Source organism: Paenibacillus sp. JL3B1040, assembly GCF_057063165.1.
Genome location: NZ_CM169317.1, coordinates 142,705 through 168,422 on the forward strand (window position 1 = coordinate 142,705; position 25,718 = coordinate 168,422).

The 25,718-nt window shown below is 52.4% G+C and carries 18 protein-coding genes, 10 tRNA genes, 3 rRNA genes and 1 other RNA gene; 31 read left to right on the top strand and 1 reads right to left on the bottom strand.

Annotated elements, in window-relative coordinates; all coding sequences use genetic code 11:
* Positions 1-311 precede the first annotated feature (311 nt).
* The 10 genes from ACZF99_RS00635 (at position 312) to ACZF99_RS00680 (ending at position 10,522) form a co-directional block, all read left to right on the top strand.
* A complete protein-coding gene (locus ACZF99_RS00635) occupies positions 312-1,913 on the top strand; it encodes a CTP synthase (protein ID WP_483608178.1) in 1,602 nt (533 codons plus the stop codon).
* A 168-nt stretch (positions 1,914-2,081) separates the two neighbouring features.
* A complete protein-coding gene (locus ACZF99_RS00640) occupies positions 2,082-2,459 on the top strand; it encodes a response regulator (protein WP_483608180.1) in 378 nt (125 codons plus the stop codon).
* 189 nt (positions 2,460-2,648) lie between these two features.
* Positions 2,649-3,239, top strand: a complete 591-nt coding sequence (locus ACZF99_RS00645; protein WP_483608182.1) for an SH3 domain-containing protein — start codon at positions 2,649-2,651, stop codon at positions 3,237-3,239.
* Positions 3,240-3,250: 11 nt separating this feature from the next.
* Positions 3,251-3,964, top strand: coding sequence for a hypothetical protein (locus ACZF99_RS00650; protein WP_483608184.1), 714 nt, complete (start codon positions 3,251-3,253; stop codon positions 3,962-3,964).
* Positions 3,965-4,317: 353 nt separating this feature from the next.
* Positions 4,318-5,172, top strand: a complete 855-nt coding sequence (gene fba, locus ACZF99_RS00655) for a class II fructose-1,6-bisphosphate aldolase (protein WP_483608186.1) — start codon at positions 4,318-4,320, stop codon at positions 5,170-5,172.
* Positions 5,173-5,370: 198 nt separating this feature from the next.
* Positions 5,371-6,627, top strand: coding sequence for a UDP-N-acetylglucosamine 1-carboxyvinyltransferase (locus ACZF99_RS00660; protein ID WP_483608188.1), 1,257 nt, complete (start codon positions 5,371-5,373; stop codon positions 6,625-6,627).
* A gap of 112 nt (positions 6,628-6,739) precedes the next feature.
* Positions 6,740-8,104 (top strand): transcription termination factor Rho, encoded by a 1,365-nt coding sequence (rho, locus tag ACZF99_RS00665; RefSeq protein WP_483608190.1) that lies wholly within the window; start codon positions 6,740-6,742, stop codon positions 8,102-8,104.
* Between the two features lie 53 nt (positions 8,105-8,157).
* Positions 8,158-9,426 carry a radical SAM family protein gene (locus tag ACZF99_RS00670; RefSeq protein WP_483612463.1) on the top strand — a complete coding sequence of 423 codons (1,269 nt, stop codon included), beginning with the start codon at positions 8,158-8,160 and terminating at the stop codon, positions 9,424-9,426.
* A 101-nt stretch (positions 9,427-9,527) separates the two neighbouring features.
* Positions 9,528-9,725: a 50S ribosomal protein L31 gene (gene rpmE / locus ACZF99_RS00675; protein WP_155608687.1), complete on the top strand. Its 198-nt coding sequence runs from the start codon at positions 9,528-9,530 to the stop codon at positions 9,723-9,725.
* Between the two features lie 20 nt (positions 9,726-9,745).
* The gene (locus ACZF99_RS00680) at positions 9,746-10,522 is read left to right on the top strand and encodes a DUF559 domain-containing protein (RefSeq protein WP_483608193.1); all 777 of its coding nucleotides are present in this window, start codon (positions 9,746-9,748) and stop codon (positions 10,520-10,522) included.
* A 675-nt stretch (positions 10,523-11,197) separates the two neighbouring features.
* On the opposite strand, the gene ACZF99_RS00685 is transcribed toward ACZF99_RS00680, so the two are convergent.
* Positions 11,198-12,463 carry a stalk domain-containing protein gene (locus tag ACZF99_RS00685; protein ID WP_483608195.1) on the bottom strand — a complete coding sequence of 422 codons (1,266 nt, stop codon included), beginning with the start codon at positions 12,461-12,463 and terminating at the stop codon, positions 11,198-11,200.
* A 186-nt stretch (positions 12,464-12,649) separates the two neighbouring features.
* On the opposite strand from ACZF99_RS00685, the gene ffs reads away from it, so the two are divergent.
* From ffs to ACZF99_RS00790, 21 genes are all read left to right on the top strand, one after another.
* Positions 12,650-12,916: signal recognition particle sRNA large type (gene ffs, locus ACZF99_RS00690), an RNA gene on the top strand.
* Between the two features lie 125 nt (positions 12,917-13,041).
* The gene (gene dnaX, locus ACZF99_RS00695) at positions 13,042-14,808 is read left to right on the top strand and encodes a DNA polymerase III subunit gamma/tau (protein ID WP_483608197.1); all 1,767 of its coding nucleotides are present in this window, start codon (positions 13,042-13,044) and stop codon (positions 14,806-14,808) included.
* 26 nt (positions 14,809-14,834) lie between these two features.
* On the top strand, positions 14,835-15,146 hold the full coding sequence (locus ACZF99_RS00700; RefSeq protein ID WP_483608199.1) for a YbaB/EbfC family nucleoid-associated protein: 312 nt from the start codon (positions 14,835-14,837) through the stop codon (positions 15,144-15,146).
* A 27-nt stretch (positions 15,147-15,173) separates the two neighbouring features.
* A complete protein-coding gene (gene recR, locus ACZF99_RS00705; protein WP_059040434.1) occupies positions 15,174-15,773 on the top strand; it encodes a recombination mediator RecR in 600 nt (199 codons plus the stop codon).
* A gap of 147 nt (positions 15,774-15,920) precedes the next feature.
* Positions 15,921-16,211 carry a DUF2508 domain-containing protein gene (locus ACZF99_RS00710; RefSeq protein WP_483608201.1) on the top strand — a complete coding sequence of 97 codons (291 nt, stop codon included), beginning with the start codon at positions 15,921-15,923 and terminating at the stop codon, positions 16,209-16,211.
* A gap of 26 nt (positions 16,212-16,237) precedes the next feature.
* Entirely contained in the window at positions 16,238-16,501 is a 264-nt protein-coding gene (locus tag ACZF99_RS00715) for a pro-sigmaK processing inhibitor BofA family protein (RefSeq protein ID WP_483608203.1), read from the top strand.
* A 327-nt stretch (positions 16,502-16,828) separates the two neighbouring features.
* A 16S ribosomal RNA gene (locus tag ACZF99_RS00720) occupies positions 16,829-18,382 on the top strand.
* Positions 18,383-18,484: 102 nt separating this feature from the next.
* A 5S ribosomal RNA gene (gene rrf, locus ACZF99_RS00725) occupies positions 18,485-18,601 on the top strand.
* 38 nt (positions 18,602-18,639) lie between these two features.
* A tRNA-Ile gene (locus tag ACZF99_RS00730) sits at positions 18,640-18,716 on the top strand.
* A 47-nt stretch (positions 18,717-18,763) separates the two neighbouring features.
* Positions 18,764-18,839, top strand: a tRNA-Ala gene (locus tag ACZF99_RS00735).
* A gap of 295 nt (positions 18,840-19,134) precedes the next feature.
* A 23S ribosomal RNA gene (locus tag ACZF99_RS00740) occupies positions 19,135-22,067 on the top strand.
* Together the 16S, 23S and 5S rRNA genes with 10 tRNA genes alongside form the textbook arrangement of a ribosomal RNA operon.
* A 128-nt stretch (positions 22,068-22,195) precedes the next feature.
* Positions 22,196-22,287: transfer RNA gene (locus ACZF99_RS00745), tRNA-Ser, on the top strand.
* Positions 22,288-22,307: 20 nt separating this feature from the next.
* Positions 22,308-22,384: transfer RNA gene (locus ACZF99_RS00750), tRNA-Met, on the top strand.
* 9 nt (positions 22,385-22,393) lie between these two features.
* Positions 22,394-22,469 (top strand) — tRNA-Val (locus ACZF99_RS00755).
* A gap of 35 nt (positions 22,470-22,504) precedes the next feature.
* Positions 22,505-22,580, top strand: a tRNA-Thr gene (locus tag ACZF99_RS00760).
* A 10-nt stretch (positions 22,581-22,590) separates the two neighbouring features.
* Positions 22,591-22,667: transfer RNA gene (locus ACZF99_RS00765), tRNA-Asp, on the top strand.
* An 83-nt stretch (positions 22,668-22,750) separates the two neighbouring features.
* Positions 22,751-22,823: transfer RNA gene (locus tag ACZF99_RS00770), tRNA-Phe, on the top strand.
* A gap of 52 nt (positions 22,824-22,875) precedes the next feature.
* A tRNA-Tyr gene (locus ACZF99_RS00775) sits at positions 22,876-22,961 on the top strand.
* A gap of 7 nt (positions 22,962-22,968) precedes the next feature.
* A tRNA-Lys gene (locus ACZF99_RS00780) sits at positions 22,969-23,041 on the top strand.
* A 130-nt stretch (positions 23,042-23,171) separates the two neighbouring features.
* Positions 23,172-24,269 carry a PucR family transcriptional regulator gene (locus ACZF99_RS00785; protein WP_483608205.1) on the top strand — a complete coding sequence of 366 codons (1,098 nt, stop codon included), beginning with the start codon at positions 23,172-23,174 and terminating at the stop codon, positions 24,267-24,269.
* Between the two features lie 128 nt (positions 24,270-24,397).
* Positions 24,398-25,519, top strand: a complete 1,122-nt coding sequence (locus tag ACZF99_RS00790) for an ABC transporter ATP-binding protein (RefSeq protein ID WP_483608207.1) — start codon at positions 24,398-24,400, stop codon at positions 25,517-25,519.
* Positions 25,520-25,718: the final 199 nt, after the last annotated feature.

The following is a 25,718-nucleotide window of genomic DNA, read 5'->3' on the forward strand; positions in this document are numbered from 1 at the left end:
TGAGCGGTGTTTGGAGGACGGCCCGGGCCGTCCTTTTTCATGCCTTATTTTGTTCAGAGAATGCCTGCGGCCTTCACTTGACACGGACTGGGGTAACGGGTAAACTATTGCATGGGCTTATGATTCAAACCTATAACATATGAATTTTTAAAAAGTGCCCCGACCTATTCGGCGGGTGTCACTTTTTTGTTTTTTTATGCCGTTTTGGCTATGTTTTACCGGATAATAGGTTACGCTAATGATCTAAGTTGCCTGAATTTCTGCGATCCGATGGGTTTGTGAACACGTACTACTTTAGGGGGTTTTAGGCTGTGGCAAAATACATTTTCGTGACAGGCGGGGTCGTATCCTCACTGGGGAAGGGCATTACGGCGGCTTCGCTGGGCAGGCTGCTTAAGAACAGGGGTTTGAAGGTAACGATCCAGAAATTCGATCCATACATCAACGTCGATCCGGGCACCATGAGCCCGTATCAGCACGGAGAAGTGTTCGTCACGGACGATGGCGCCGAGACCGACTTGGATCTGGGCCATTATGAACGTTTTATCGATATCAATCTTTCGAAGAACAGCAACGTTACGACGGGAAAAATCTACTCCTCGGTCATCGGCAAGGAACGCCGCGGCGAATACCTTGGCGGAACGGTCCAAGTTATCCCGCATATTACGAACGAGATTAAAGAGCGCGTCTTCCGCGCCGGGCGCGAAGCGGGCTCCGACGTGGTCATTACCGAGATCGGCGGGACCGTCGGCGACATCGAAAGCTTGCCGTTCCTGGAAGCGATCCGCCAAATCAAGAGCGACATCGGACGCGAGAACGTGATGTATATTCACGTGACGTTGATTCCGTATATCAAAGCGGCCGGCGAAGTCAAAACGAAGCCGACCCAACACAGTGTCAAGGAGCTGCGTAGCATCGGGATTCAGCCGAACGTCATTGTCTGCCGGACGGAGCATGAGCTTTCCGACGACATCAAGGGAAAAATCGCCCAGTTCTGCGACGTCGACGCCAGCGCGGTCGTGGAGTGCCGGGATGCGGATACGTTGTACGAAGTGCCGCTCAACCTGCGCGACGAAGGGCTTGACGAGATCGTTGTCAACCATCTTAAACTGACCACGCCGGCTCCGGATATGCGGGAGTGGGAGAGCCTGGTGGAGCGCATCAACAAGCTGGAGAAAACGGTGGAAATCGCGATCGTCGGGAAATACGTGGCGCTGCACGACGCTTATCTTAGCGTGGTTGAATCGTTGTCCCACGCCGGATTTGACGCCAATGCCGACGTGAAAATCCGCTGGGTGAACGCGGAAGAAGTGACGGACAAGAACGTTGCCGAGCTGCTGCAAGGCGTCGGCGGGATTCTCGTGCCGGGCGGCTTCGGCGATCGCGGCATCGAAGGCAAAATCAGAACGATTCGTTATGCCCGCGAAAACCGGATTCCGTTTTTCGGGATATGCCTGGGGATGCAGGTTGCGGTCATCGAATACGCCCGCTCGCTGGCCGGACTTCAAGGCGCTAACAGCTCGGAAATTAATCCGTCCACCGAGTACCCGGTCATCGATTTGCTGCCGGAACAGAAGGATATCGAGGATCTCGGCGGCACGATGCGGCTTGGGCTGTACCCGTGCAAGCTGACGCCGGGTTCGCTCGCCATGCAATGTTATGACGACGAGCTGGTGTACGAACGCCACCGTCATCGGTATGAATTCAACAATGCGTACCGCGAGACGCTGGAGCGCGTCGGCCTGCGCATTTCCGGAACCTCGCCGGACGGGCGGCTGGTGGAGATCGTCGAACTTCCGGACCATCCTTGGTTCCTGGCGGTGCAGTTCCATCCGGAATTCACCTCCCGGCCGAACCGTCCGCAGCCGCTCTTCCGCGAGTTTGTGAAAGCCTCGATCGCGCATTTGTCTTAAAGGCAGACTAAGCGCAAGTGCCGGTGCCCGTCCCGGGACCCCCTGTCCATTTTGGGGCGACCGATTTTTTAAGGCTCTTTTTTCCAGTGGAGAAGGGTTTTGCAAATCGGGAGCGAAGTATTTAGTTATGACCAGGATTACAGGGTGGACTTGTAGGAGGGCTTTTCGGTGGAAGAGAAGAAAGTATTAATTGTCGACGATCAGAACGGTATCCGCATTTTATTGATGGAAGTGTTCAGCAGCGAAGGGTATAAAACGTTTCAGGCGGCCAATGGCAAAATGGCTTTGGAAATCGTCCGCAGCGATTCGCCGGATTTGGTGCTTCTCGACATGAAAATCCCGGGCATGGACGGTTTGGAGATCCTTAAACATATCAAGGAGGCAAATCCGGAGATCAAGGTCATTATGATGACGGCCTACGGCGAGCTCGATATGATCAAGGAAGCGACAGACCTTGGGGCTCTGATGCATTTTACGAAACCCTTTGACATTGATGAAATGCGCGCGGCGGTGAACATGCAGCTTAAAAGCGGAAATGTACTTTAAATCAAAAGATATTTTGAATAATAAACCTCCTGAGGATTACGGTGTGCTTTCCAATCGGATCTTGGGGGGTTCTTTTTTATTTTCATTTCATAAATAAACTTATTATTTATTTTTTTGGAAATTTAGAAAAACTTTTTTCGTGCTTTATGTGTATATACATACGAAATACAAATTTTGGAGGTGTTGGATTTGTTTAAAAGAATTGGCTTGTTTGTTGGTTTATTGTCGGTTTTTTTAATTATTTCACAGACAACATCTGTATATGCTGAAGGAGGATGGTACGGAAAGCACACAACAGTCATGGATGTAAAGCTAACGGGTTTAAATGTAAGGAGTGGACCGGGTACATCTTACGCAATAATTGCACAAGTTAGCAAAGGTGAAGATTTAGTTAATTATTGTCCAACTACACCTAATGGATGCTCTCCAGTTAGCGCTGACGGCCAACATTGGTTGAGAAATTACTATCCTGATGGGAATATAGGCTATTATGCGAATGCTGCTTTGGGTTGGCTGGCTTGGTACAGTGATAGCGGATTGTCAAATAAAAATTATGATTATACACAGACCGCAAAAGTAATTAGAACATCGTATCTTTATACTGGTGATTGTCCTAATCTAAATTCAAGGAAACAAACCTATGATTCCCCTGGTGATTATCAGCCTGCATATGATTCGGAGTTATCGGCATCTGTATGTAATCCGAATGCATGGCGTGTTCGGAATAACGATATAACCGACTATGGTTTTGCTAACGGTTGGAATCTAAATGCTGAATAGGAGGGACTAAAGTGAACAAATATATTAAATTGGGGTCAACCATATTACTCGGGTTATTATTCTTAGGTGCAGCCGCTTTGTTCAGTAATAAAGATGGATCGGTAAGCGCCCAGAGCCAAGTAATTGAGGCGGCTGACAAATCAACTTCTGGAAAAGTCGAATATATTAAAGTTTCAACTTCAGCAGAAGATTATACGGTTCATGTTCGTGATAAAATTAAATTGGTGGAAGTAAGTGAAACATATCTTAATGGACAGCTTCAAAATAAAATTATTGTTTCTGAAGGTGGAAAAAGAGTTACTTCTATTGGGAGAGATCATGAAACAGGTAAACTCGTGGGAACCACATGGTTACTTCCCAAAAATATTGCTGCGGAAAATGAACGGATTCTAAAAATTTCATTGTTAGAAAAACAAAAGGAAGAACTGAAGTTGAAAAAATGGAATATGACACAAACTTTGAAGGAAGATGGGAGATCTTTGCAACAGGTAACATCGGAACAGACCGATCAAAAAGAGATTGTTTATATCGATGAGCTAACAGGATTGCCTGTAAAAAGAGAAATTTATCTTAAGGACGCTCAGGGGGAATGGAAGAAAGATACCGAGAAAATAGAGGAATATAAGTATCTTGAGTCATTACCGTTTCAGTTTTTAAGCATAGAGAATATTGAGATAAAAGAACGCCCTGCCCCAATTAAAGAAGATAAAATATTTGCAGGGTAACTCTATATAACGGAAAAATTTGGGCCTTAATTCACGGTTCTCTACGAATTAAGGTCTTTTTGTGTATGGGGAAATTGAACAAAACATCCTTTATTAAAGATATTTCTTAAAACGATAACGGAAATACTCTTTTGAGTCCATTTTCTGACTATTCCTATAATTAGTATCAAATTTACAGTTGCGGGCAGTTGCGGGTTTTGCGGTGAAGGTATTTTCGTAAGTATCAGCACAAGGCGTTCACAAACGGAAGGAAAGCATGAATAGTATTTTTGACAGGTTGTGGTATAATAAAAAAGTGTGTGAATGTCGGCTAAATAAGATAAAATCCCACATCCTTAGGAGGATTGAAACCCATGCCATTAGTATCGATGACAGACATGTTGAACAAAGCCCTTGCCGGCAAATATGCCGTAGGCCAGTACAACATCAATAATTTGGAATGGACGCAAGCGATTCTGGCTGCAGCCGAAGAAGAGAAATCCCCGGTCATTTTGGGCGTTTCCGAAGGGGCTGCCCGTCATATGGGCGGTTTCTACACCGTTGTCAAAATGGTGGAAGGCTTGCTGCACGACATGAAAATTACGGTACCTGTTGCGATTCACCTCGACCATGGTTCGAGCTTTGATAAATGTAAAGAAGCGATCGACGCCGGCTTTACCTCCGTCATGATCGACGGGTCCCATCATCCGATCGACGAGAACATCGCGATGACGAAGCAAGTCGTTGATTACGCGCATGCCAAGGGCGTTTCGGTTGAAGCCGAAGTCGGCACGGTCGGCGGTCAAGAAGACGACGTCATCGGCGGCATCCAATATGCCGATCTGAACGAGTGCGTTCGCATCGTCAAAGAAACCGGCATCGATACTTTGGCACCGGCTTTGGGTTCCGTGCATGGTCCTTACCATGGCGAACCGAACCTCGGGTTCAAAGAAATGGAAGAAATCCGCGATGCCGTTAAGCTTCCGCTGGTGCTTCATGGCGGGACAGGCATTCCGACACATGATATCACCAAAGCGATTTCGCTGGGTACGTCCAAAATCAATGTGAACACGGAGAACCAAATTGCGTTCACGAAAGCGGTCCGCGAAGTATTGGCCGCGAAACCGGATGTATATGACCCTCGTAAATACATCGTTCCTGGCCGTGACGCGATCAAAGCGACGGTTGTTGGCAAAATCCGCGAATTTGGTTCCAACAACAAAGCTTAAGGATCAACGTCAAGCGCATGCGCCGTATTCCCGTTAGGGCGGGTTGCGGCGCAAGCTTTAGGACGGGACAAGGGATTGGTTCGTCCAGTTGAATAAGGGGACTTGGAGAGCACACCGCTTAGACGGTGTCTTTCCATTTCTGCCGCCTAAAATCATGGGCTGTGTACCGACGCAAATACGTAGGGGGATCCTGGACTTATGGAGAAATTAATGATCCGTGGCGGACGTCCGCTGCGCGGAAGCGTTTCGATCAGCGGCGCCAAAAACAGCGCGATCGCGTTGATTCCGGCCGCGATCCTGGCAGAATCCGAAGTGGTTCTGGATAACTTGCCGATTTTGAGCGACGTGGCGGTATACTCGGAGATTTTGGAGGAGTTGGGTGCCCGTGTCATGTGGGACGGCAGTCAGATGCGCATCGATCCCGCCCAGATCCGTTCGATTCCGATGCCCAACGGGCCGGTAAAGAAGCTGCGGGCTTCCTATTATATGATGGGAGCCTTGTTAGGACGTTTCAAAGAAGCTACCATCGGCTTACCCGGGGGCTGCAACTTTGAGCCTCGTCCAATCGACCAGCACATCAAAGGTTTTGAAGCGTTAGGGGCGACCGTGACCAACGAACACGGGGCCATTCATCTGCATGCGAAGGAGCTGCGCGGCGCGAAGGTTTACCTTGACGTCAGCAGTGTGGGTGCGACCATTAACATTATGCTGGCGGCGACAAGAGCCAAAGGCGCTACGATTATCGAAAATGCGGCGAAAGAGCCTGAAATTATAGATGTGGCAACGTTATTAAACTCCATGGGGGCAGTGATTAAAGGGGCTGGCACGGAGACGATCCGGATTGAAGGCGTTACCGAACTGAAGGGCTGCCGCCATTCCATTATTCCCGACCGCATCCAGGCCGGGACCTACATGATTGCTGCCGCGGCAACGCGGGGCGATGTTTTGATCGACGGCGTCATTCCGAAACACTTGGAGGCGTTGACGGCGAAGCTGCTGGAAATGGGCGCTCATGTGGAGGAACTTGACGAGAGTATCCGCGTGGTCGGCCGCCCGGACTATTATCATGTCGACGTCAAAGCGTTAGTCTACCCCGGTTTTCCGACGGATATCCAATCGCCGATGACCAGCTTGCTAACGCAGGCGAAAGGAGTCAGCGTGCTGAGCGATTTCGTTTATAGCAACCGATTTAAGCATGTGCCGGAGTTGGTACGGATGGGGGCAAAAATCCGCGTAGAGGGCCGTTCGGCCATCATCGACGGCGGACCGCTCAACGCGGCCAAGGTCAAGGCGGCCGATTTGCGCGCCGGGGCGGCGCTGGTCGTGGCGGGGTTAACCGTGCCGGAGGGCGTTACCGAGGTTTTCGGCGTGGAGCTGATTGACCGGGGGTATGACCATCTGGTGCCGAATTTGCGCGCATTGGGTGCCGATGTATGGCGGGAGGCGGAAGAATAACTTTTCGCTGATCCGCATAAGTTGCCAAAGATAGGGCATACTAGGCGAATAAGTCTATCATTATGCCCTACTTCATAGATTTTAATAAAATTGAATAGGTGGTTATTTTAATATGGATCTTCAAATCGCCGATCTGGAAGGGATGAAGCTCACCGAGCTGTACAAGCTGGCGAAGCAGTACCAAATCCCTTATTACGGCCAATTAAAGAAGAAAGAACTGATTTTCGCCATTTTGCGGGCACAGGCCGAACAAAGCGGGCTGATGTTCATGGAAGGCGTGCTCGAGATTTTGCCGGAAGGGTACGGATTTCTGAGACCCATTAATTATTTGCCCAGTACGGAGGATATTTACATTTCCGCTTCGCAAATCCGCAAGTTTGATCTGCGTACCGGGGATCTCGTATCCGGGAAGTGTCGGACGCCGAAGGAAAACGAAAGGTATTTCGGCCTCCTGCAAGTTAACGCCGTCAATGGCGAGAACCCGGCCATCGCGGCGGAACGTCTGCATTTCCCAGCATTGACTCCACTTTATCCGCAGACCAAATTGGTGCTCGAAACTTCCCCAAATCACTTATCTACCCGTATTATGGATTTGCTCGCCCCGGTTGGATTAGGCCAACGCGGTTTGATCGTGGCGCCGCCGAAAGCAGGGAAGACCTTGCTTCTTAAGGAAATTGCCAACAGCATCTCCACCAACAATCCCGAAATTGAGTTGTTCGTATTGTTGATCGACGAACGTCCGGAAGAGGTAACCGACATGCAGCGTTCGGTCAAAGGCGAAGTCATCGCCTCTACGTTCGACGAGCTGCCGGAGAATCATATCAAGGTGGCGGAGCTTGTGCTGCAGCGCGCCTTGCGGCTGGTGGAGCACAAGAAGGACGTCGTTATTTTGCTGGACAGCATTACGCGTCTTGCCCGGGCGTATAACTTGGTCGTTCCGCCGTCGGGACGGACGCTCAGCGGGGGGATCGACCCGGCCGCTTTTCATCGCCCCAAACGGTTCTTCGGCTCGGCCCGGAACGTGGAGGAAGGCGGCAGCCTGACGATTTTGGCCACCGCTTTGGTGGATACCGGTTCGCGGATGGACGATATTATCTACGAGGAATTTAAAGGCACCGGCAATATGGAACTGCACCTGGATCGGAAGCTGGCGGAACGCCGGATCTTCCCGGCCATCGACATTCGCCGTTCCGGCACGCGCCGCGAGGAAGTGCTGCTCAGCAAAGAAGAACTCGATACGATCTGGTCGATCCGCAAAAATATGAACGACTCTTACGACTTTGTCGAAGGGTTCCTGAAAAAACTGCGCGACTGCAAGACCAATGCCGAGTTTCTGGCCTCCTTCGACGTCTCCGGCAACCCCCCTTCGGGCGGCGGCAGCGGCGGGGCACGCCGACCGGTCCGGTCGGGCTCGGCATCTCCACGCACCGGTTCGGCTTCTTCGGGTGCCGGAAGCACGCATAATTCCACGGTTTAAGAGAGCTAATCCGGGAGGGCACTCTTCCCGTGATGATACAAGAGGAGAACACCATGTACTTAGTGTATGCAGATGAACAAGGACAGGTCTACGATCACCCGTCGCTGTTCGGCTTGGCTCGCAGCGCGGATATGATTGTGGAAATCATGGAGGATGAGCTGATTCCGCTTCCGGATGGGGCAACCTTGGTAGGTCTGCCGTCCACCCGGCCGATCGGCATGGACCCGGATACCGGCGAGATGAAGCCGCTCCCCGGCAATGTTCAGGCGGTAGGCGCTCTGCTTCCGCAAGGCTATACCCGTCTTTGTCTGCCGGGGTATGTGAAGACCGACAAGGACTATAAGCTGCCATTGTTCGGTTATTCGGCGGTGGTCTGGAAGGAGGGCCGATTTTATGTAACGGCCCGTTTGTCCGACGATCCCGAGAAGTGGAATCCGCTGAATTGCGATCCTCTTGCGTTGAAGAGTCAAGTCCAGGCTTATACTTCCCGTTACCCGGAAAACCGGCTGTACGAGCATTTATCGAACTGCGCCTTGGGTTATGAATGCCTGACGGCGTCCAATACGTTTCTCAATCGCTGGGAAGGGGCGGTTCCCGTCTCTTATTCTTGCAATGCGGGTTGTTTCGGGTGTATCTCCGAGCAGCCGGACGACAGCGGATTCGTCTCGCCGCAGACGCGGATGAACTTCCGCCCGCGCGTCGAGGAGCTGGTTGAAGTCATGCTGGAGCATCTGACTACGCCGGAATCGATCATCAGCTTCGGCCAGGGCTGCGAAGGGGAACCCTCCACGCAGGCCAAGCTGATTATCGAGGCGATTCGCGAGGTTCGGCGCCGGACCGACATGGGATACATCAACATTAATACGAATGCAGGGCTATCCGATCATATCCGGGGGATCGTCGATGCGGGCTTGGATCTGATGCGGGTCAGCACAATCAGCGCGTTGGACGATCACTACAACGCCTACTACAAACCGCGCGGCTATACGCTCGCGAATGTCGAGAAGTCGTTGAAGTATGCTGCCGATCAAGGGGTCTACACCTCGATCAACTATTTGATTTTCCCCGGGGTGACGGACCGCGAGGAAGAAGTCGAAGCGATGATCGAATTCGCCCGGCGCAGCAAGCTGAAGCTGATTCAGCTGCGCAACCTGAACATTGACCCCGAAAGCTATCTGGATTTGATACCGAGGGCCAAAGGGGAGATTCTCGGCATGAAGCAGGCCATCGAGATTTTCCAGGAGGAGCTCCCGGATGTCGTCATCGGGTCGTATACGCATGTGCCTCCGGCCGAATTGGCCCGCGTCAAGGTGCGAGGATAAAACAGGCAATTGCGTGAAAGAAAGGCCCGTGCTATAATGCGATTATGTGTCATTATAACTCTGGGCACGACTGAGGCTCAGGGCGGAAAGAGGTGAAAGTGATGAAAGAAGCAGTTCAACCGAAATATCACGTGACTACGGTAACTTGCGCTTGCGGTAACACGTTCGAAACAGGTTCCGTAAAACAAGACCTGCGCGTTGAAATTTGCTCCAACTGCCATCCATTTTTCACAGGGAAACAGAAATTCCTGGATGCTGGTGGACGTGTGGATAGATTCAAAAAGAAATACGGTATCTAAGATATTTCTGCACAAACGACATGACGAAGAACGTCTTTGCCTATCTGATGATGGGCGGAGGCGTTTTTTTCTTTTTCCGGCGGATTGGTTCGGGTTATTTAACAAAGGTCAGGGGAGCGTTGCATATGGAATTTGAGGAAGTATATCGGCTATGGTTGCAGTCGCATCGCAAACGTCGGTCCGGCGAACGGAAGGATCGTTTGGTGCGGGGTCATGGGCATGGCGAGCAGCTATTTTTGCGTAACGTATGGTGGCCATTGCGGAGTAGCTTGGACGATCTGCATCCGGAGTATGAAATCGCGGATTGGCGGGGGCGCTCGTATTTTGCGGACTTCGCTTGGTTGACGGAAGCCGTGAAGCTTATTATTGAAATCAAAGGCTACGGGCCGCATGTTCGGGATATGGACCGCACGATGTATAGCCGGGAGTTAAACAGGGAGGTCTTTCTCCAAGCTTTGGGTTACCGAGTGATTTCCTTATCTTATGACGATGTGGAACGACAGCCCGAAATTAGCATCATGCTGCTTCGGATGTTTTTGAGCCGTTTCGAGGCGCCCCGACAGACGAGCTTGCCCACGTTGGCGTTGAAATCTACGCTGCTGCAGGCGGCGCAATGGGGCAAGCCCATTCGTCCGAAGGATGTGGAGGGACAGCTGGGCGTAAATCATCGAACTGCCGTGCGGTATCTGCAGCAATTATGCCGACTGGGCTGGCTTCGTGCCGATTCCAGCGGCGAGTCCGGGCGGGTTCTGAGGTATGATGTGGTGCGGCGGGATTGGGATGCGTTTGATTGGTAGAGGGAAGGCGTGGTTATTTCGAAGGGTTCTTCAACTAGTTAACCCCGACGCTGTGGAACGGACTCGGATGTTCTCGGAGGGCCTTCAACGCCTGCGGACGGGCTCCGATACTCGCAGACGTTTCGACGCCTGCGGACGGGCTCGAATGCTTGCCGACACCTCCGATTCCGCCGAGGCTCTTCCGGATTGCCCCTGGACGGGCCGGGCGGCTCCCAACTGACTTCTAACTGCTCCCTAACTGACTCCCTAACTGCCTTCCAACTGTGCCTCCCAACTGCCTCCCAACTGCCTCCCAACGCCCTTAGTGACCCTCGCCAAGTGTAAAAGTGCAGTTGATCGGAGCTCAAATCGGACAATATGCTTGTTGGAATGTAAAAGTGCACTTCAAAAAGGCGGAAAAGGGGGGGATTCGCAGCAATAGGCAGAAATAGACTGCACTTTTGCATTTGAAGCGGCAAATATAGGATGATTTGGCGAAATGAACTGCACTTTTGCAGTTCAGTCTCAAAAGGAGAGGCTGCGGTTCATACTCAGAAGAGAGGCGTAAGTGGGAGGCGAAGAGGCGGTACAAATAAGTAAGTGGGAGGCAATGAGGCGGTACAAGTAAATATGCAGGCCGAAGACGATGGCCGACACCCGTCCGCCCTCAACTCCCGCCTGCTTAGTATTGAATGTTTACTTCTTGAACTCTACGCTTTGCTTGAGGCTGGTCCACTCTTCAGCATTGATGATGCCCAGTCGCCATAAGGCGATACCCTTCAAATCATAGCGTTTCGCCAGACCGGTCAATGTTTTGACGCTGTTATGATCTTCGCTGTATAGGTTAAGACCGAGGATCAGCTTGCTGGCGTTGGTCTCCTGCAAAGCCAGCCGTATCGCTTCATCTACTTTATCCAGAGGCTGCGGCTTGTCTTTGTTATCACCCGGAAGGTAATCGTAAGCCATAATCACGATCTCGTCCGCGAGCGCCCCCAGCGTCTTATAATCATACCCATGATAAGATGAGTTCAGCGGGTGAAGGGCGAGAGAAAGCTTGAGCCCAGCCGCCCGAGTCTGCTTGGACAACTCTTTGACGAAATTGTTAAAAGCTTGCCGCGTCGCCGTCTTATCCGTCGTTAAGCCCAGTCCCTCAAAATCGAGCATAATGCCTTGGAACGCCTTCTCTGTAGCGGCTTTGACCATATCGCTGATGGCTTGTTGGCGCAATGTCGGGTCTTCGATGATTTTGGTCAGCTCGCCCTTGGTATCGCCGGAATAAACCATCAAGTACGGCAGAGTTCGTGCATTGGCCGCATCGGCAACCAGGCTGTCCGCGGTTGTTTCGCCCGATGGCTGCGGCAGCTTGAACACCTCGCCCGACCCGCCGGTTTGCGTAAATTGCCCACTCTCGTCGATACGGCCCCAACCGAAAGCGACGGCGTCCAGACTAGGAACCACCCCGACCTCCGAGAAGGAGGAAATGGCGTAGAAGCCCAGCGTATACATTCGCTCCTGCGGAGAGACGATGGATACAGTCCGCGAAGCTTGATCCCACCCGACCTGGGCGCCAAACTGCTGGCTGAAGAAGCTGAGCGGAATCAGTGTATTGCCGGCTACGGACCTGGGCGCGACTGCCAATGGAATGGAGGCGTTGTTCACCTTCGCCGTTTTGCTGTTGAGCGTTAATTGCACGTGAATCGCATCGGCCCCTGCGCCTTTGACGGCGGTGATCGTTTTGGAGGCCTGATTCCAGGTGACCGTAATCCCGAGCGCTTCGGATATGGAGCGGAACGGAACCAGCGTCGTGCCGTTCACGATCATCGGTTCGCCGGAAAAGGCCAGCGGGTATCCGTCCAGCATGATCCGTACCGATGGTGCCGCCTCCGCCCGAGGCGGCTGCATTCCGGCCAGGCTTCCGGCCAAAAGAGCGCTGGCAAGCAAGAGTTTCCCGATTGATTTCATTTGTTTCCCCTCTCTTATGCTCTTTAAGTTCCAGTTTCTTATTCTATTAATATATCAAAATAAAACTAGAGTTGCATTGAGAAGAAGACGCATAAATCAGTGACAATCGAGGCATAGGCCGGACACTCCAGCCAACTTCTTCCCTCCGGTTGCATTTTGTACAGGCATGAGATATACTTAGTTTCACCGTGCTAGATGGGGAGGTAGCGGTGCCCTGTAACTCGCAATCCGCTGTAGCGAGGTTGAAGTCCTGTTAGAGGTCTTGTCGATGTGAGGCCGGTCTTTACGGCAGACGTTGACGGACGGGTCCTCCGCAAGGAGTACCTGCGAACCTGGTCAGGTCCGGAAGGAAGCAGCCATAAGCAGTATCACTCCTGTGCCGGAGGGCAGCCTGTCCCGAGTCATGCCGTAAAGGTGCCGCTCGGATCGCAACGATCAATAACAGGTGCACGGTGAATACTCGATAAGAATACATCTTTGTCTGCGGACAGAGGTGTTTTTTTGTACATAGACCAAATGGCTATAGTATAATAAGGAAACGACAACCGTCGTTTGAGGAAAGAAAGAGGTGCCGCATAATGGAGCATATTGCGCTGTACCGGGCTTGGCGGCCGCAGTCGTTTCAAGACATGGTGGGGCAGCAGCATATCATCCGCACGTTGCAGAATGCGATCCGTGAGCAGCGGCTGTCGCACGCTTATCTGTTCAGCGGTCCGCGGGGAACCGGGAAGACCAGTGCCGCGAAGATTTTGGCCAAAGCCGTAAACTGCGAAAAAGGACCTGCGGCGGAACCGTGCAACGAATGCGATGCGTGCCGGAGGATTACGGCAGGCGCCGTCATGGATGTGCTTGAGATTGACGCCGCTTCCAACCGGGGGGTTGAGGAGATCCGCGATTTGCGGGAGAAAGTCAAATATGCCCCTACGGAAGTGCGGCAGAAGGTTTATATTATCGATGAAGTCCACATGTTGACCACGGAAGCCTTTAACGCGCTGCTGAAAACATTGGAGGAGCCGCCTCCGCATGTGATGTTTATATTGGCGACCACCGAACCGCACCGCTTGCCCGCAACCGTGATCTCGCGCTGTCAGCGCTTTGACTTCCGACGGGTATCGCTGGAGGAGCAAAGCGAACGGCTGCGGATGATCTGCGAGCAGGAAGGCATCGCAGCCGAGAAGGAAGCGATCGAGTATATCGCCAGATTGTCCGACGGCGGGATGCGCGATGCATTAAGCATTTTGGATCAAATCGCATCTTTCTCGGGCCGCAAGGTCTCGTACCAGCAGGTGCTGGATATGACCGGCGGCATCGCCTCCCGGCAGTTTGCGGAACTGGCAAAGACGCTGCTGGCCGGCGACATCGGCGGGATGCTGCAGATGATCGACGGCTTTATGCAGGAGGGCAAAAGCGCGGACAAATGCATGGAGAACCTTCTCTATTATTTCCGCGACTTGCTGATGGTCAAAATGGTGCCGAAGGCGGACAAGTTGACGGAACGCGTGCTGGATCCGCAGGATTTTGCGGAGATTGCCGAGGGCTTTTCGAGACCGCAGTTGTTCCGCATCATCGACACACTGAATCACTATCAGACGGAAATGAAATACGCCGTCCAACCGCAAACGCTGTTTGAGGTCGCTTTGCTGAAGATCTGCACGTTTGAAGGAGAGGGCGCCGTAGAGCAGCCGGCTTCGGCCCGCAGTGCGGGAGCGGGTGCCGGCGCGGCGGCCGATCCCTCCGAGGTCCAGCAGCTCCGCCGTCAGCTTGCCGAATTGGAGGCGAAGCTGGAACGAGCGTTGCAGGGGGGGCTCGCCGCAGGCGGCGGCAGCGCGGGAGGCGCGGCGGCCGGAGGAAATCGCCCTTCGCGCAGCCCAGCTCCGCGCGTGGCCTCGAAGGCGAAAATCCCGGCTGGGATGGATCAGTATCTTGCGGCTCGCAACAGCCCGGATTTCCTGGAAATCCAGCAAAAATGGAACCAGGTACTCCAGGCCGTCAAGGATGCCAAGATTACGATCCATGCGTGGTTTGTGAACGGAGAGCCCGTATCGGTATCGGAGGATAACGTGCTGGTCGCGTTCAAAAACGATATTCACCGCGAGACGACCGAGAAGCCGGCCAATAAGCAGGTGATCGAAACGGTCATGGAACGCCAATTGGGCAAACCGTACCATTTGGTGACCATGATGCTGAAGGATTGGACCGATGCGCTGCAAGGCGCGTCCGAACAGCCCGGCGGTGAACCGTTTAAATTGGAGCCTCCGCCGGAGGATGGCGAATCCGGGAAAGAACCTTGGGTGGATGAAGCCTTGAATATTTTCGGGGATGACTTGGTCGTCATCAAGGAATAACTAAAATTTAAGGAGATGTGAACGAAGTGAATAATATGAACCAAATGATGAAGCAAGTCAAAAAAATGCAAGAGCAAATGCTCAAAGCGCAGGAAGAACTCGCGAGCAAAACCGTAGAAGGCAGTGCCGGCGGCGGCGTGGTGACCGTGCAGGTCAACGGCCATAAGAAGGTTTTGTCCTTAACGATCAAACCGGAAGCCGTGGATCCGGACGACGTGGAAATGCTGCAGGATTTGGTGCTCACTGCGGTCAATGACGCATTGACGAAAGCCGAAGAACTGGCGAACCAGGACATGGGCAAGTTTACGGGCGGAATGAAAATTCCGGGCCTGTTCTAATTATACGGACTGAAGGAGAAGGCCCCATTGTATTATCCCGAACCGATCGCGAAGCTGATCGATGCTTTTACCCATTTGCCCGGCATCGGGCCGAAGACGGCGGCCAGGCTGGCTTTTCACGTGCTGCGCATGAAGGAAGACGACGTCATCGATTTCGCCAAAGCGCTCGTGAGTGTGAAGCGCAACCTTCATTACTGCTCCGTCTGCTGCAACATCACGGATACGGATCCCTGCCGGATTTGTCAGGATAAGACCCGCGACGCTTCCGTGATTTGCGTCGTGCAGGAATCCAAGGATTTGGTGGCGATGGAGCGGACGAAGGAATTCGATGGCTACTATCATGTGCTGCAGGGGGCAATCTCGCCAATGGAAGGCTTGGGGCCGGATGATATCCGGCTCAAAGAGCTGCTCAACCGGTTAAGCGATGAACGGGTGAAGGAGCTGATTTTGGCGACGAACCCGAACATTGAGGGGGAGGCTACCGCCATGTATATTTCTCGTCTCGTCAAGCCGTTCGATATTCGCGTCACTCGGATCGCTCATGGGCTGCCGGTTGGCGGCGACCTGGAGTATGCGGATGAAGTGACGTTATCCAAGGCGCTGGAAGGGCGCCGAGAACTAAATTAGATTTTTTTCTTTTGAAGCAAACCGGAGAACTTTAGGCCCTGCGCTTTCGTTTGGGGCTTAAAGTTCTTTTTTTTGCCGCCGCCGCTGTTCTAAGTTTGTCCTTTCCCCGATACACATGAAATAAAACCGGTTGGGAGGCGATCAAACTTGAAGAGATTCAAACTCTGGGGAGGCGAAGGCCGCTCAAACCTGATTCGCAGGAACGAAGCGATGGAGTACAAGCAGGAGTTGTATATGGAGGTCATCAAAGCGCTAAGGGAGTGGGAGCGGGCTTCCGTCGCTTTTCAGGAGGCGGTGGGACACGATGAGGTGGACGTGGCGATCTACACCCTGGAGGCGGCGGAGCGAAGATACCAAATTCAGCTCAAAGCGGCAAAGCAAGCTCAGGTGGATTGGGACGCCTTTCGAAACGGATCCTATTTTGGGGAAAGCTCGTGAACATTTGATAGAGGGAGGGGAAAAAGATGAAGCTTGTGCTGATCGGCATTTTTGTCGTATCCCTGGTGCTGCTGCTCTATATTTTGTTCTCGCGTAAAGTCGGATTGGTGTGGCTTTCGCGGCTCGGACTGCATATCGTTCTGGCAGCGCTTGGCATCTATGTGATCAATTTCTCCGGATTGTTGACTGAAGCGTATATTCCATTGAATCCGGTTACCTTAAGCACGGTATTGGTGCTTGGCTTGCCCGGCGTCGCTTTGTTGGTCGGCCTGAAATTAACTATGATCTAATGGTGATCTGACGGTTGACTCGGCTTGATCATCTATGGTACATTATAAATCGCTTCGCTGGCGGGACAAGCCGGACAAGAGATTCCCAAATGGTGGAACAAAAAAAGACCTTGACTAAAGGGCGAACAGTGTGGTACCTTATAAAGGTCGCTGCTGAAACGAAGCGATAGCAAAATGATCAAGTTTGATCTTTGAAAACTGAACAACGAGTGAGTAATAAACTGAGATTTAAGGATGAATTTCAAACCGGTTCACTCCGGCCTTGAAATTCGATCCGATCTCGTCAGATTCAAAATGAGCTATCAGCTTGTTCAATAAGTTTCAACTTTATTGGAGAGTTTGATCCTGGCTCAGGACGAACGCTGGCGGCGTGCCTAATACATGCAAGTCGAGCGGAGTTAATCGGGAGCTTGCTCCTGATTAGCTTAGCGGCGGACGGGTGAGTAACACGTAGGCAACCTGCCCGTAAGACTGGGATAACTACCGGAAACGGTAGCTAATACCGGATACGCAAGTTCCTCGCATGGGGGATTTGGGAAAGGCGGAGCAATCTGTCACTTACGGATGGGCCTGCGGCGCATTAGCTAGTTGGTGAGGTAACGGCTCACCAAGGCGACGATGCGTAGCCGACCTGAGAGGGTGAACGGCCACACTGGGACTGAGACACGGCCCAGACTCCTACGGGAGGCAGCAGTAGGGAATCTTCCGCAATGGACGAAAGTCTGACGGAGCAACGCCGCGTGAGTGATGAAGGTTTTCGGATCGTAAAGCTCTGTTGCCAGGGAAGAACGTCCTCTAGAGTAACTGCTAGGGGAGTGACGGTACCTGAGAAGAAAGCCCCGGCTAACTACGTGCCAGCAGCCGCGGTAATACGTAGGGGGCAAGCGTTGTCCGGAATTATTGGGCGTAAAGCGCGCGCAGGCGGCTGTTTAAGTCTGGTGTTTAATCCTGGGGCTCAACTCCGGGTCGCACTGGAAACTGGGCAGCTTGAGTGCAGAAGAGGAGAGTGGAATTCCACGTGTAGCGGTGAAATGCGTAGAGATGTGGAGGAACACCAGTGGCGAAGGCGACTCTCTGGGCTGTAACTGACGCTGAGGCGCGAAAGCGTGGGGAGCAAACAGGATTAGATACCCTGGTAGTCCACGCCGTAAACGATGAATGCTAGGTGTTAGGGGTTTCGATACCCTTGGTGCCGAAGTTAACACATTAAGCATTCCGCCTGGGGAGTACGGCCGCAAGGCTGAAACTCAAAGGAATTGACGGGGACCCGCACAAGCAGTGGAGTATGTGGTTTAATTCGAAGCAACGCGAAGAACCTTACCAGGTCTTGACATCCCCCTGACCGGTCTAGAGATAGGCCTTTCCTTCGGGACAGGGGAGACAGGTGGTGCATGGTTGTCGTCAGCTCGTGTCGTGAGATGTTGGGTTAAGTCCCGCAACGAGCGCAACCCTTGACTTTAGTTGCCAGCAAGTAAGGTTGGGCACTCTAGAGTGACTGCCGGTGACAAACCGGAGGAAGGTGGGGATGACGTCAAATCATCATGCCCCTTATGACCTGGGCTACACACGTACTACAATGGCCGGTACAACGGGAAGCGAAGCCGCGAGGTGGAGCGAATCCTAGAAAAGCCGGTCTCAGTTCGGATTGCAGGCTGCAACTCGCCTGCATGAAGTCGGAATTGCTAGTAATCGCGGATCAGCATGCCGCGGTGAATACGTTCCCGGGTCTTGTACACACCGCCCGTCACACCACGAGAGTTTACAACACCCGAAGTCGGTGAGGTAACCGCAAGGAGCCAGCCGCCGAAGGTGGGGTAGATGATTGGGGTGAAGTCGTAACAAGGTAGCCGTATCGGAAGGTGCGGCTGGATCACCTCCTTTCTATGGAGAATCGTCTTCTGTAACGAAGACATTCAAATACAAATCAGGCCTCGGCCTGTTGCTCACTCGTTGCTCAGTTTTGAGAGTTCAAGCTCTCATGCGTTTGGTGATGATGGCGGAGGGGTTCCACTCGTTCCCATCCCGAACACGACCGTTAAGCCCTCCAGCGCCGATGGTACTTGGACCGAAGGGTCCTGGGAGAGTAGGACGTCGCCAAGCGCAGCCCATTTTTGGGTTCACAAATAAATATTCGTTATGGGCCCTTAGCTCAGCTGGTTAGAGCGCACCCCTGATAAGGGTGAGGTCGGTGGTTCGAGTCCACTAGGGCCCACCATAAATCCCGTAACGAATGGCATGATGCCCGTTTCAGGGTTTTATTTTGGGGCCATAGCTCAGCTGGGAGAGCGCCTGCCTTGCAAGCAGGAGGTCAGGAGTTCGATCCTCCTTGGCTCCACCATCACTTGTCTTTCCAACACTTACCGGTTGAACGGGGTGACGGGAAATGATAAGATATTCTTCCGCCGGTAAGACGGCGAAGAACTTGATCCTTGAAAACTGGATAAACGAAACGAAATTTGCGTTTTAGAAACCATCCTTTTAGCTGAACTTGTGTCAAAACAAGTGAAATAAGAGGTAGTGACGACTAATGCGGAGGTTTTGTGATGGCCGATTCTTTGGGAGTGCGCGGCTGCTTGCGAGAGCAAGTCAGCAAGCGACGGACAACGAGCGGACAGCACAATACCGAGCAACTTGGTTAAGCTACTAAGAGCACACGGAGGATGCCTAGGCGCTAGGAGCCGAAGAAGGACGTGGCGAACAACGAAACTGCCTCGGGGAGCTGTAAGCAAGCATCGATCCGGGGGTGTCCGAATGGGGAAACCCGGCTGGGGTAATACCTAGTCACTCATCACTGAATCCATAGGTGATGAAGAGGCAGACCAGGGGAACTGAAACATCTAAGTACCCTGAGGAAGAGAAAACAAAAGTGATTCCGTCAGTAGCGGCGAGCGAACGCGGATTAGCCTAAACCGAAGAGCTTGCTCTTCGGGGTTGTGGGACGTCTCACATGGAGTTACAAAGGAACCGATTAGACGAAGAGGTCTGGAAAGGCCCGCCAAAGAAGGTGAAAGCCCTGTAATTGAAAGTCTGTTCCCTCCGAGACGGATCCCGAGTAGTGCGGGGCACGTGAAACCCCGTATGAATCTGCCAGGACCATCTGGTAAGGCTAAATACTCCCTAGTGACCGATAGTGAAGCAGTACCGTGAGGGAAAGGTGAAAAGCACCCCGGAAGGGGAGTGAAAGAGAACCTGAAACCGTGTGCTTACAAGAAGTCAGAGCCCTCTATATGGGTGATGGCGTGCCTTTTGTAGAATGAACCGGCGAGTTACGTTTGCAAGCAAGGTTAAGCCGAGAAGGTGGAGCCGCAGCGAAAGCGAGTCTGAATAGGGCGACTAAGTTTGTAGGCGTAGACCCGAAACCGTGTGATCTACCCCTGTCCAGGGTGAAGGTGCGGTAACACGCACTGGAGGCCCGAACCCACGTACGTTGAAAAGTGCGGGGATGAGGTGGGGGTAGCGGAGAAATTCCAATCGAACTCGGAGATAGCTGGTTCTCCCCGAAATAGCTTTAGGGCTAGCCTCGGTAGGACAGTCGTGGAGGTAGAGCACTGATTGGGTGCGGGGCCCGCCAAGGGTTACCAAGCTCAGTCAAACTCCGAATGCCATAGACTGATTAACCGGGAGTCAGACAGTGAGTGCTAAGATCCATTGTCAAAAGGGAAACAGCCCAGACCATCAGCTAAGGTCCCCAAGTGTGTGTTAAGTGGGAAAGGATGTGGAGTTGCACAGACAACCAGGATGTTGGCTTAGAAGCAGCCATCATTTAAAGAGTGCGTAATAGCTCACTGGTCGAGTGACTCTGCGCCGAAAATGTAACGGGGCTAAACACACCACCGAAGCTATGGCTTGATGTGTATGCATCAGGGGTAGGGGAGCGTTGTGTATGCGTTGAAGGTGTACCGTAAGGAGCGCTGGAGAGTACACAAGTGAGAATGCCGGTATGAGTAACGAAAAGATCAGTGAGAATCTGATCCGCCGAAAGCCTAAGGGTTCCTGAGGAAGGTTCGTCCGCTCAGGGTAAGTCGGGACCTAAGGCGAGGCCGAAAGGCGTAGTCGAAGGACAACAGGTTGAAATTCCTGTACCACCGTAATCCGTTATGAGCGATGGGGTGACGCAGCAGGGTAGTGACGCGGGGCGATGGAATGCCCCGTCCAAGCAGTGAGGCTGGTGTGTAGGCAAATCCGCACACTTTAAGGCTGGGCTGTGATGGGGAGGGAAAATTTACAGTACCGAAGGTCATGATCTCACACTGCCGAGAAAAGCCTCTAGCCAGGAGAAGGTGCCCGTACCGCAAACCGACACAGGTAGGCGAGAAGAGAATTCTAAGGCGCGCGGAAGAACTCTCGTTAAGGAACTCGGCAAAATGACCCCGTAACTTCGGGAGAAGGGGTGCCCCGGTAGAGTGAATAGCTCGAGGGGGCCGCAGTGAAAAGGCCCAAGCGACTGTTTAGCAAAAACACAGGTCTGTGCGAAGCCGCAAGGCGAAGTATACGGGCTGACGCCTGCCCGGTGCTGGAAGGTTAAGGGGAGCGGTTAGGAGGCAACTCCGAAGCTGTGAACCGAAGCCCCAGTAAACGGCGGCCGTAACTATAACGGTCCTAAGGTAGCGAAATTCCTTGTCAGGTAAATTCTGACCCGCACGAATGGCGTAACGACTTGGGCGCTGTCTCAACGAGAGATCCGGTGAAATTTTAATACCTGTGAAGATGCAGGTTACCCGCGACAAGACGGAAAGACCCCATGGAGCTTTACTGCAGCTTGATATTGGACTTTGATACGATTTGTACAGGATAGGTGGGAGCCTAGGAAGCCGGAGCGCCAGCTTCGGTGGAGGCGCCGTTGGGATACCACCCTGATCGTATCGGAGTTCTAACCTGGTACCGTAAGCCGGTACGGGGACAGTGTCAGGCGGGCAGTTTGACTGGGGCGGTCGCCTCCTAAAGAGTAACGGAGGCGCCCCAAGGTTCCCTCAGAATGGTTGGAAATCATTCGCAGAGTGCAAAGGCAAAAGGGAGCTTGACTGCGAGACTGACAAGTCGAGCAGGGACGAAAGTCGGGCTTAGTGATCCGGTGGTACCGCATGGAAGGGCCATCGCTCAACGGATAAAAGCTACCCTGGGGATAACAGGCTTATCTCCCCCAAGAGTCCACATCGACGGGGAGGTTTGGCACCTCGATGTCGGCTCATCGCATCCTGGGGCTGAAGTAGGTCCCAAGGGTTGGGCTGTTCGCCCATTAAAGCGGTACGCGAGCTGGGTTCAGAACGTCGTGAGACAGTTCGGTCCCTATCTGTCGTGGGCGTAGGAAATTTGAGAGGAGCTGTCCTTAGTACGAGAGGACCGGGATGGACGCACCGCTGGTGCACCAGTTGTTCCGCCAGGAGCACAGCTGGGTAGCTAAGTGCGGACGGGATAAGCGCTGAAAGCATCTAAGCGTGAAGCCCCCCTCAAGATGAGATTTCCCAGTATGTAAGACCCCTTGAAGACGACGAGGTTGATAGGCCTGAGGTGGAAGTGCAGCAATGTATGGAGCTGACAGGTACTAATCGGTCGAGGGCTTATCCAAAAACTCTACCCACCAAAGTGAAGAGCAGCTACGAAGCTGAGTCCGAATACTTTGGCGGGGCCCGAAAAGGCAAACGCAGATTTGTTTCGTATCCAGTTTTCAAGGATTAAACCTTGAATTTATGGCTTGGAGAGATACCCAAGTGGCTATAAGGGGACCCTCTGCTAAGGGGTTAGACTGCGTAAGCGGTGCGAGGGTTCGAATCCCTCTCTCTCCGCCATTTGTACAAGCTTATATTGTGGCGGCGTAGCTCAGCTGGCTAGAGCGTACGGTTCATACCCGTGAGGTCGGGGGTTCGATCCCCTCCGCCGCTACCATAACATTTCGGAGGCTTAGCTCAGCTGGGAGAGCATCTGCCTTACAAGCAGAGGGTCGGGGGTTCGATCCCCTCAGCCTCCACCATCATCGACACCTTGCAAATGAATAATTTACACCGTGCCGGTGTAGCTCAACTGGTAGAGCAACTGACTTGTAATCAGTAGGTTGGGGGTTCAAGTCCTCTCGCCGGCACCATTTCCTATGCGGAGCCGTGGTGTAGAGGCCTAACATGCCTGCCTGTCACGCAGGAGACCGCGGGTTCGAATCCCGTCGGCTCCGCCATGTATTTAAATATTTCCACCGTAAAGTGGGAAAGTGGCCAACTTCACCGCTTTATTTTTTTGGAAATTTACCGTAAAACCTACGGCTCGGTAGCTCAGTCGGTAGAGCAGAGGACTGAAAATCCTCGTGTCGGCGGTTCGATTCCGTCCCGAGCCACTTTTATGCTTCCGGCATCGTTTTCGATCCGCTTGGGCAGCATAATCCATATGGAGGCTTAGCGAAGTGGCCAAACGCAGCAGACTGTAAATCTGTTCTCTGACGAGTTCGGTGGTTCGAATCCATCAGCCTCCACCAGTTTTATGAGCCATTAGCTCAGTTGGTAGAGCACCTGACTTTTAATCAGGGTGTCGAAGGTTCGAGTCCTTCATGGCTCATGCGAAAAGCCGTTAACCTTAGGGTTGACGGCTTTTTTTTACATTAAGGCGGGATTTACGTTTCCTTCGGCGGGTATGATAAAATGAATTTAATCAAATCACTAAAATGCTTGGAGAGAAAGGCAACGCTATGGATATCAAATTGCTGAAGAAGCAAGTGGAGAGCGTCATCGGTACGTCACTATCGGAGAGTGTCTGGGAAACGCGTGCATGGAACACCGCCATTCGAACGGCGGACGACCGGGGAGATGGTCTTTTTCGCGTCGACCAACGATGGATGTGGCTCGTGGAGCGCCAACAAGGGGGCGTGCGCGTTTTTGAAACGGAGACCTCCAAAGTGTCCGAGGCGGAGGCGCAGTTGATTCAACTCCTCTTAAAGACCGCACGGGAGCCGTCACCCGGCCCCAACCTAAAACGGGATGATGAGGCGCGCAGTATCGAACTTGGGGAATGGCTGCAGGAGCGGTTGGAGCGGAGTGAGTTTAACGAGCAGCTCCCCAAGCATCTGACTCTCGAGGCGAAGCTAAGGGGACGAATGTTGCCCTTTTTACTGAATTGGGATAGCCCGGGGCAGGGGCAGGCCATTTCTTTTTCGAAGCTGAGCAAGCTCTTGAGAAGTTACTTCGGCGGCGAAGTGATCTTGGTTCCGCTTAGAGAAGACTGGCTGATTTTACTGGGTGAAGATCTGTTTATGAACTTGCGGGAGGAGAGCGAAGAGGCGGCGGAGACGGAACGCGACTTACTGGGCGCGCTTTGTCAGGGGTTATACGAACTCGTGACCAACGAATGGGTGGGGGGCTTTCACCTTACAGTTGGGAGTGCATTCATCGTGGAGACCGAATTGGCGTCGGTTACGTTGTTTTTACGGCAGACGTTGGCTCTCGGCCGTATTTTTAATGTAACGGATCAAATTCACCTGCCCTGGGAGCTAAAGCTGGAACGCCTGGTCTATAGCATACCGGAAGAACAGCGCCTTCAATTTTCCATGGAGCTTGGGGATCGGGCCGGATTGCTGCAGGATGAGGAGACGTTGACGACATTGGAGACATTTTTCGCGTTGGACTGCAACGTGAGCGAAACGGCCAAGCGGCTTTATATTCACCGGAATACGTTATTATACCGAATCGATAAATTCAAACAGGAGACCGGACTGGATGTACGGACGTTCAACGACGCCGTTTTGGTCAAGCTGGAGCTGCTATTGTATAAAGTGACGAAAAGGGCATAAGTTTTTTGTGCAGTTTGTGGATGGATGGGTGAACTCCTATCGACTAATATATAAATATAAAATGTATCCGATTTCATAAAAGTCATAGAACCTTTAACACCAAATTTATTTAATGGGAGGCCAAACACATGGCAGGCGTACGCTTAGAACACATTTTCAAAAAATATCCGGGTGCTGCAAAAGCAACCGTAGAAGACATCAATCTCGATATTGCGGATAAGGAATTCCTCGTGCTGGTTGGTCCGTCCGGTTGCGGTAAATCCACGACCCTTCGGATGATCGCCGGTTTGGAAGAAATTACGGAAGGCAAATTGTACATCGGCGACCGCGTCGTAAACGACGTTGCTCCGAAAGACCGCGACATCGCGATGGTATTCCAATCCTACGCGCTGTATCCGCACATGAACGTATATCAAAACATGGCGTTCGGTTTGAAACTGCGTAAAGTAAAGAAAGACGAAATCGATCAACGCGTTCGCGAAGCCGCAAAGATCCTCGACATCGAGCATTTGCTGGACCGCAAACCAAAAGCCCTTTCCGGTGGTCAACGTCAACGGGTTGCCTTGGGCCGCGCGATAGTCCGCGATCCTCAAGTGTTCCTGATGGACGAACCGCTTTCCAACTTGGATGCTAAACTGCGCGGTCAAATGCGCGCGGAAATCACGAAGCTGGTAAAACGTCTGGAAACCACTTGCATCTACGTAACCCATGACCAAATCGAGGCGATGACGATGGGTGACCGGATCGTGGTTATGCACGACGGCATCATTCAACAAGCGGCTTCTCCGGAAGAACTGTACAACCAACCGGGCAATATCTTCGTTGCCGGCTTTATCGGTTCTCCGACGATGAACTTCGTGAATGGTACTTTGGCGGAAGAAGCCGGAACGGTTCGCTTCAAAGCAACTAACATGGACGTTGTTGTGCCTCAAGGCAAAGCTACGGTTCTGAAGGAGAAAGGCTACATCGGCAAAGATGTGATCATGGGTATTCGTCCGGAGGACATCCATGAAGAGCCTGTTTTCCTGGAAGCTTCCCCGCAAACCACGTTTACCGCTAACGTGTACCTGACGGAAAACCTGGGTCACGAAATGCAATTGTACCTGAACGGTGCTGGCGGCGACGGCCTGATCGCTCGCGTTGACGGCCGTTCCACCACGCGTGAAGGCGATAACGTGAAACTGGCGATCGATATGAACAAAATTCATATCTTCGACAAGGAAACAGAACGCAACGTGTTCTTCGGCTAAATCGTAAAACGTTAAAGAAACCGCCCTTCGAGGCGGTTTCTTTTTGTTAACCGGAAGAAATCGCAGTACGGAAGGCGGGTCCCGGGGCTGTTCCCGGGGCAATGATTGATTTACGTGACAATTTCCTTTACGATGAATACATTGAGTGATCCAGCAACAAGATGGAATGAATGCCGTCAAGGCAGCTTATATTGGAGCC